7 protein-coding genes are annotated in these 8,011 nt (G+C 44.6%); 6 read left to right on the forward strand and 1 reads right to left on the reverse strand.

The window, feature by feature from the left end; all coding sequences use genetic code 11:
* Window positions 1-100: 100 nt before the first annotated feature.
* Complete coding sequence (locus AB4407_RS02435; protein ID WP_372118256.1) at window positions 101-1,933, forward strand: hypothetical protein; 1,833 nt, start codon at window positions 101-103, stop codon at window positions 1,931-1,933.
* Window positions 1,934-2,065: 132 nt separating this feature from the next.
* Here AB4407_RS02435 and AB4407_RS02440 read toward each other — a convergent pair whose 3' ends face one another.
* A complete protein-coding gene (locus tag AB4407_RS02440) occupies window positions 2,066-3,394 on the reverse strand; it encodes an anaerobic C4-dicarboxylate transporter (protein ID WP_372118259.1) in 1,329 nt (442 codons plus the stop codon).
* 410 nt (window positions 3,395-3,804) lie between these two features.
* Between AB4407_RS02440 and AB4407_RS02445 the strand changes: the two genes are divergently transcribed.
* The 5 genes from AB4407_RS02445 to AB4407_RS02465 all read left to right on the forward strand — a co-directional run bounded on the left by AB4407_RS02445 (window position 3,805) and on the right by AB4407_RS02465 (window position 7,908).
* Window positions 3,805-4,464 carry an HAD family hydrolase gene (locus AB4407_RS02445; RefSeq protein WP_372118261.1) on the forward strand — a complete coding sequence of 220 codons (660 nt, stop codon included), beginning with the start codon at window positions 3,805-3,807 and terminating at the stop codon, window positions 4,462-4,464.
* 195 nt (window positions 4,465-4,659) lie between these two features.
* Entirely contained in the window at window positions 4,660-5,286 is a 627-nt protein-coding gene (locus AB4407_RS02450) for an HD domain-containing protein (protein ID WP_372118263.1), read from the forward strand.
* Between the two features lie 42 nt (window positions 5,287-5,328).
* The gene (locus tag AB4407_RS02455; protein WP_372118266.1) at window positions 5,329-5,856 is read left to right on the forward strand and encodes a GNAT family N-acetyltransferase; all 528 of its coding nucleotides are present in this window, start codon (window positions 5,329-5,331) and stop codon (window positions 5,854-5,856) included.
* Window positions 5,857-6,012: 156 nt separating this feature from the next.
* Window positions 6,013-6,699, forward strand: a complete 687-nt coding sequence (locus AB4407_RS02460) for a DNA-3-methyladenine glycosylase I (protein ID WP_372118269.1) — start codon at window positions 6,013-6,015, stop codon at window positions 6,697-6,699.
* Window positions 6,700-7,026: 327 nt separating this feature from the next.
* Window positions 7,027-7,908, forward strand: coding sequence for an AEC family transporter (locus AB4407_RS02465; protein WP_372118271.1), 882 nt, complete (start codon window positions 7,027-7,029; stop codon window positions 7,906-7,908).
* Window positions 7,909-8,011: the final 103 nt, after the last annotated feature.

The raw sequence follows: 8,011 nt of genomic DNA on the forward strand, positions 1-8,011 counted from the left end.
GAAGCCATGAGTGCGAGGTGTCATCAAAGCAAGACTTTATATCTTCCTCGAATATCCATTTCGCCGCGCTCACCGTTCAACCCTAGTTTAGGAGTTTAAAATGGCAAATCCTTTAGAACTCAATATCGATTATATTTTAAAACCCAACGGCAGCTTTCAGCCGCCAAGCGCCTGTGACATCGAATTTAAAAGATGGACAGGTAATCTTTATATGGCTTTTAAAAGCAATAAGGTAAAAGCGATACCTTACCTGCAGAGAGGTATTGATGCCGTTTATTCTCATCTTGAAGCGATGAAATACAGACACCATAAGAAGCTAAGTAGCAGTTATGGTTTTGGTGCCTCAGATGTGACAAATGATCCGGTGTGGATTGTTCTGCAAGGCCAGATTAGAGAGCATTTCAAAAAAATAATAAGAGAAGTTCGCCCAAGTAAAACGCCACTGGAAAATATTCGCTTTAAATGTATTAACCGCACTACCTATAATTTTTTGCTACAGCAGATAAAACTCATCGAATCACTTAGAACAAATATTGTAAAAAACGGTGAGCTAGGCCGTATACAGCTTGAAGTGATTGATGCACAACTTGATAGCCTGAAAAGTTTGTACGATCAGAGAGAGAGTATTGATAACAAAGTCTGGCAAATTCTCAATGATCAGCATAAACGCATTGCATATACCGCAATTTGTCATAAAGGTGTAAAAACCAGTTATGAAGATAAAGCATCAGCAAAAGGCTGTGAACTGAGTACTTATAATAATCTAAATCTTTTTGCTGAAGCCAAAATTAAGGTAGAACGTACTTGGGATTTTAGAAATATAGTTCGCAACCAAGTTTCAGCTAAGGCAAAAGGAGGAGGCCGAGTTAAAGTAAAGGGCGGCATGCATGCTAAATTCGGCAGCAACGGCGGTGCGACTGTTGTGAAGGGGTGTGCTGGCGATCCGGAAATCGGGATAGCAAGCAACCCCGGTGTTAGCCAAGCATTAGGGAAAATAACCAATTTTTCAAAGGATGAACTTGCAGGCCGTAATGGTTTTGCACCAACGCAGTTGATCCCTGGCATAGATATCGGGGTTAACCTTGAACTTGCGGCAAGGTTTGGTTTAACGCTTAAAGTCACTCATGAACTGAGTATCGGGCAGTTATTTGCTCTAAAGAACGAAGCATCTTTATTTGTCGGTGCGGAAGTTAAAGCGAAGATAGACGGAGCATTCAACAGCAGCAATATCCTCGGGGCTGATGAGTTTATTGTCGGGGCCATCGGTGGTAGTGCTTTTATCGGTGCTAAAGCTAAGGGAGCGGCCACAGCGACTTTTAAGGCGCGCAGCATTGATGCTGCACGTTTTAAAATTGAAGCAGGGGTAAGTGTCGGCGCTGGAATAAACGCGGGGGTTGAGGCTGTTGTCCGCGGCGGCGGCGATGTTAAAGTAAGGGCGGCTGCAGGCTTAACAGCAGGTATCGGTACCGATGTAGAGATGGATACTATGGTTAACCCTCTTCTCCTAAAGGTTTTGTTATGGGATAAATTAGCTATTCATCTAACCTCAAAAGCTTATCAACAGCGTAAAAATGAGAAGTTTGACCGTAGTGTCAACATGATTGCACTTGATCGCTGTAAGAATAAAGCCCGCACTTATATGCTTTTATTAGATCAAAGCTATAAGTTGCTTGCTGAAGAATTATGGCGAATTTCCGTTATCACAGACTTTACTGAATCTGACATTGATGGAATGAGGGGGACTCTGCCGAATTTGTTCAGACCGCCGGAACTTGAAGCCGCCTATTTAAGCTCAACGGATAACAGTGACGACGCATTGACCAATGCCCAGTTAGGAGTTGAAATAGCCGCTAATGCACGCTTTAAAGACAGGAATAAAACAAAAAAACACGCACAAAAGGGCAGCTTGCTGATCTTAGAGCCTCAAGTTTAGCATTCATAAATTATGCTTCTGTAGCAAACAGAACAAACAAAAACAGCGCCAATTCAGGCGCTGTTTTTCGTTTCTTATCTCGTTATCGCTTAATTAAGCGACAAGAAGTTAGACTAAGCGATAAAAGCGAGACTATGCGATGAAAACCTGTGCCAGTGCGTAGCCTAAGCAACATGCGCCGACTACACCGATTAAACCGACCGACATGAATGAGTGGTTGAAGTACCACTTACCAATCTTAGTGGTGCCAGAAACATCGAAGTTCACTGTTGCGATATCTGATGGATAGTTCGGGATGAAGAAGTAACCGTACACCGCTGGCATCAAACCGATAAGCAGTGCTGGGTCTAATCCTAAGCCGAGGCCAACCGGTAACATCATACGTGCAGTCGCAGCCTGAGAGTTCACCACAACCGATACGATGAATAGCGCTAGAGCAAACGTCCACGGGTAGTTGGTCACCATTTCCACGATGCCAGATTTAAACTGAGGCATTGCATATTGGAAATAGGTATCCGACATCCAAGCGATACCGAAGATAGCAATCGCCGCCACCATACCCGATTTGAATACCACGCCGTTTGGCACATCACGCGGATCAGTTTTGGTTGCCAGCAAGATAATACCGCCGAAACAGAGCATCATCATTTGGATGATCACCGACATTTTGATTGGCTTGTCGCCGTCTACGATGGTTCTGATCTCTGGCACCATAGCCACGATAACGATCACCACAATCGACAATAGGAAAATCAATACTGCATTACGAGCCGAAGTTGGAAGCACTTCATCCAAAGACGTCGCAGTGGTGCTTTCGATGCGCTTTCTCCACTCAGGATCTTTTAGACGCGCTTGATATTCAGGATCGTCGTTCAGTTCTTTACCGCGTTTCAAGCTATACATAGAAAGCAAAAGTGTTCCGAACAGCGTTGCAGGCACCGTCACCATCAAAATAGAAAGCAGAGTAATCGAGTGTTGGATATCTGAAAGTTGCGCGAGGTAATAGACCACGGCTGCCGAGATTGGAGACGCCGTAATCGCCAGTTGAGACGCAACAGATGCTGCCGCCATTGGGCGCTCAGGACGAATCCCATTCTTCAACGCAACATCGCCGATGATTGGCATGATTGAGTAAACCGCATGGCCAGTACCCAACAAGAAAGTCATCGAATAAGTCACGAACGGAGCTATCAAGGTGACGCGTTTCGGGTTCTTTCTCAGTACCCTTTCGGCTACTTGCAGCATGTATTTCAAGCCACCAGCCGCTTCAAGAATAGAAGCACAGGTAACAACAGCGAGGATGATCAGCATTACGGTGACAGGTGGAGACGTTGGTGGCATCTTGAAGACAAACACCTCGATAACCAAACCAATACCAGAAACAACACCTAAACCGATGCCGCCATACCGAGAACCGATATAGAGAACGACTAATAAAAATAGAAACTCAAAATACAACATAAGCAACCCTGCTAAAAATGTGGACTAATGATATTCTGTCTCTAAGTTCCACCATTTACTTATTGCTTGGTCACACTATGATTGCGGGCTTTCGCAAATTGTTTTTTCTAAGATTATGGTCACGCTAACTGAACCGTAAGTTTATGAAATGTAATAGGAAGACAGAATCTAAACCAAAATTTGTTATGTACGATAACCATTATTGTGACTGTTAGATCTGTATAGCCTATAAAGTATCGCACTCATAACTGAACGGTATTATTTAATTCATAATCAATTACATAGAAAACACACAGAACCATATTTCCGTTTTAGTTAAGCATATTCTTACTGAACACTGACTCGCCTATCCCGAGACACTATGTCAAAATACTCGCCCTCACGACGACAACACATAAAGAACCACGGATATGAATTTTCAAGCTGCTATTTTTGATATGGATGGACTGTTACTCGACACCGAGCGACTTTGTATGCAAATTTTTGAAGAAGCATGTCACGCGCAAGGTGTTCCGTTTTTGCAGGACGTTTACCTAGGCATCATTGGCTGTAACGCAAAAACCATCGAACAGATTTTTCGAAATGGCTACGGTGAAAACCTAGACTACCCAGCACTGAACAATGAATGGCGCACTCGCTACAATGCGGTTGTTAAGCACCAAGCCATCCCGGTAAAAGATGGTGTAATTGAGCTGCTTGAATGGCTAAAAGCAAACGACATTCCGATCGCAGTGGCAACCTCCACTCAGCTAGATATCGCAAAGAAAAAGCTTGAGTTAGCAGGCCTAGATTCTTACTTCACCTCATTAAGCACCGGCTGCGAAGTGACTCACGGTAAGCCTCATCCAGAGATCTACCTGCTGGCGGCAGAACGCTTAGGTGTTGCCCCTGAAACCTGCCTAGCGTTTGAAGATTCGAACAACGGTATTCGCGCATCAATGGCAGCGAATATGATTAGCTTCCAGATCCCAGATTTGGTTGAGCCTTGCGAAGAAGTGAAAGCGCTTGGTCACACCATCAGCCCTTCTCTGCATGATGTGTTAGCAAAACTTCAACAAGCTGCAGCTTAGGCTCTGATTACCGTTGATAACGCTTTAGTCAACACAGAATAACCTTTCTATTAAGCCGACTCACAGAGTCGGTTTTTTTGTGGGTATTCCTTTTATAAAAGATAAAAACTCGCGCTTGAAACTGTTAAAGTCGATATGAAACGACACTGATCGATAAGCAACATTGATAACGTCTAAAAATGGAGAAAGGGACGCGTGATTAAAAGATTTGAAAGCCAACTGCTTGATTTTGCTCAGCAAGAGATGACACAGGATGCCGCGCACGACATCAGCCATATCAAGCGAGTAGTCAAAACTGCTGAGGTTTTGTGTACTCAAGAACAGGCTAAGCTTGAGGTCGTTCTTCCTGCCGCTTACCTTCATGATTGCTTCACCTTTCCTAAGAACCACCCAGACAGAGCCCAAAGCTCACAAATGGCGGCAGACAAGGCGGTCTCTTTCCTCAAATCTATCGAGTATCCTGCGTCCTACCTCGACGAAATCCATCACGCTATTATCACTCACAGTTACAGTGCCAACATCACACCAGAAACCTTGGAAGCACAGATTGTTCAAGATGCGGATCGCCTAGATTCTCTCGGTGCGATTGGTATCGCTCGCTGCCTGTACGTAGGTCAAAGCTTTAACGCAGAGCTGTATAACCACGAAGATCCATTCGCGAAGCAGCGTGACTTGGATGACAAGCATTACAGTGTCGACCATTTCTACGTGAAACTGTTTAAGCTCGCTGAAACCATGAATACACAATCCGCCAAATTAGAAGCCAACAAGCGCACCGACTACATGCGTGGCTTTCTTGATCAGTTGGCCACAGAATTTTAACGGCTTAAAAAAAGAGGCATACGATAAGGAAGGGAGAAGAATATGGAAATAAACCGCTTTAAAGCATCCGACGCCGACGAGATCGTCACTTGGTTTACATCCCAAGAAGACTACGTTCTATGGGGCGGACGGACATTTGGTTGGCCCTTAAAAGCAGCCTCCATCATCGAACGCTCTCAAGAATCACATGTCGAGCTATATACCTTTTCTGCATCTAAGTCATACTCTGAACCGAACACCGATTCAAACGCCAACTCAAATACCGATGACTTGCTTGGCTTTATGGAATTTCAACGCATGTCAGACACTGAACTTCGCTTCTGCCGAGTCGCGATTCACCCCAACCTTCGAGGTAAAGGATTAGGACAATCCATGATAGAAAGTGCATTAGAAGCGGCGAAAGAAATACCCAATGTCACCACCATCACCTTGGCGGTATTCAAGCAAAATATCGGAGCAAAACGCTGCTACGACAAAGTGGGCTTTCAAGTGGTCAACAAAGAGCCAAGAGTGAAAGAGTTTAATGGCAAAACATGGCCCTTGTATCAGATGGAATTAAAGCTCTGCTAGTTCGTTCTAATTGTCAGACTGGTTTTGATTAATAAGATTGTTTTAAATAACAGACTTACTTTAGTTAATAGACTTGTTTTAATTGCCAGATTTGACCCCATATCATTAAGCATTGGCTACATACTCAAGATACACAGATGTAATTTGGAACCTCCAATGACCCAAGAAAAATTCGACACTATTTATCAACGTGCTGCTCACCGCAAAGGAGGAGCAGCCGAGCTCGAGAAGATTGTTCGTGCGCCCCTTTCCCAAGCCGAGTTATCACAAATCACCGACGATCGTTGGCTCGCCGCCTTTACTGAAAAGGTCTTCCAATGTGGTATTTCTTGGAGTGTAGTCAGAAAAAAATGGCCGCAGTTTGAAGAGGTGTTTTTTGAATTCGACATCGAAAAAATGCTAATGCTGCCGAATGAGATGTGGGAACAGAAAGCACAAGACCCGCGCATCATTCGCCACCTCACCAAGGTGATGACCATCCCTGCCAATGCCACCATGATTCACAACGCCAAGCGTGAAGCCGATTCATTCTCGCAAATGGTTGCCGACTGGCCATCAGAACGCATTACTGAACTGTGGGATTACCTAAAGAAACACGGCAAGCGACTGGGTGGTAATACCGGAGCCTACACCTTGCGCCAAATGGGTAAAGACACCTTTATCTTGTCATCAGATGTTGAAGCCCACCTGCGTAGTACAGATGTGGTAGATAGCGGCCGTAACACCAAGCGAGCACAACTTGCAGCGGGTAAAGCCTTCAATGAATGGCAGCAACAGTCAGGTCGTAGCCTGAGCGAAATCAGCCAGATCGTTGCCTACAGCTGCGGTGATAATCGCGTTTAGTTTTTGGGCGCATGACTTAAAACTCTAGACGAGATAAGCAACAACTCGAACTGCATTTAGAAGACAAGAACGGTAACCGCAGTTAATTAAAGAACCTGTCCAGATTTATCTAGCCTTTAAAGACCAGTTGCGAATACCACTGGTCTTTTTTGTGCTTCATTCAAAGAAATGTAAATTAACCGCTCACAGACAACGATCTTCGGTGACGCCAACTCATTATATTGATAGGTTAATACTTATACATTTCGACTTCATACTTCGCTATAGCGCTCTCTAAAACATTTGTTTATCAGCTAAATGGAAACACCCAATCTAGAAAGGAATTCTATGTTCGAACAGGTCGTCAGCATTCTGTTTCCCGTTTTTGCTTTAGCCAGTGCTGGCTTTGCGGTCGGTCGTTGGCTCAAGCCCGATTTCAAACCGATCAATCGCATCAACATGGATGTGTGTATTCCGGCGCTAGTGTTTGCATCGCTGACCACCATGCCTCTCGACACCGAGCAATTGCCACTCATAACCGCTTCTTTGGTCGCGGTGTTAGTGCCTGCTTTATTGATGATTCCGATCTGTAAGATTTTTAAGCTCAATTTCAAGGCTTGGGCTCCGCCACACATGTTCCGTAATAGTGGCAACCTAGCCATTCCCCTATTCACCTATACCTTTGGCGAGAGCGCATTAGCCCCTGCGGTATTACTATTTGTGGTATCAGCATGTGCCCATATTAGTGTTGGTTTGGCGTTACTAAGTGATGGCAACCCGATCAAACAGATCCTCAAGATGCCGATTTTCTTAGCGGCTGCTCTAGCAATGACGCTCAACCTGTCTGGAATTACCGTGTGGAATCCAATCTATGAAGCCACATCACTGCTTGGGCAAGCTGCCGTCCCTATCATGCTTCTGTCGCTGGGTTCGCAAATGGTCAACTTGAGGCTGAGCGGATTAAAAGTTGGCTTGTTGTGCACGGCTCAATCGCTGTTAACAGGGGCGATCGCTTTTACCATCATTTACTTCTTTATACCGCTGCCAACGTTGCATCTTCAGATGATGGTGCTGTTCACCATGCTGCCACCCGCAGTGATGAACTACCTGTTTGCAGAGAGGTTTAATGTCGAGCCCCCTAAGGTCGCGTCTATGGTGTTATTTGGTAACTTCCTAAGTGTAGTTACCCTACCAATCTTGTTGTCGTTTGCGCTGTCTTTGTCGAGTTGAGACGTATTGACTGGCACGTAATACCAATCGTAGTAAATAACTGATCACCCTAGCTTGTTAAAAACCTCGATAACTTCGTTATAATTTTTGATTGTAGAATAAC

The organism is Vibrio sp. 10N.261.46.E11 (assembly GCF_041472735.1).
Lineage (GTDB): Bacteria > Pseudomonadota > Gammaproteobacteria > Enterobacterales > Vibrionaceae > Vibrio.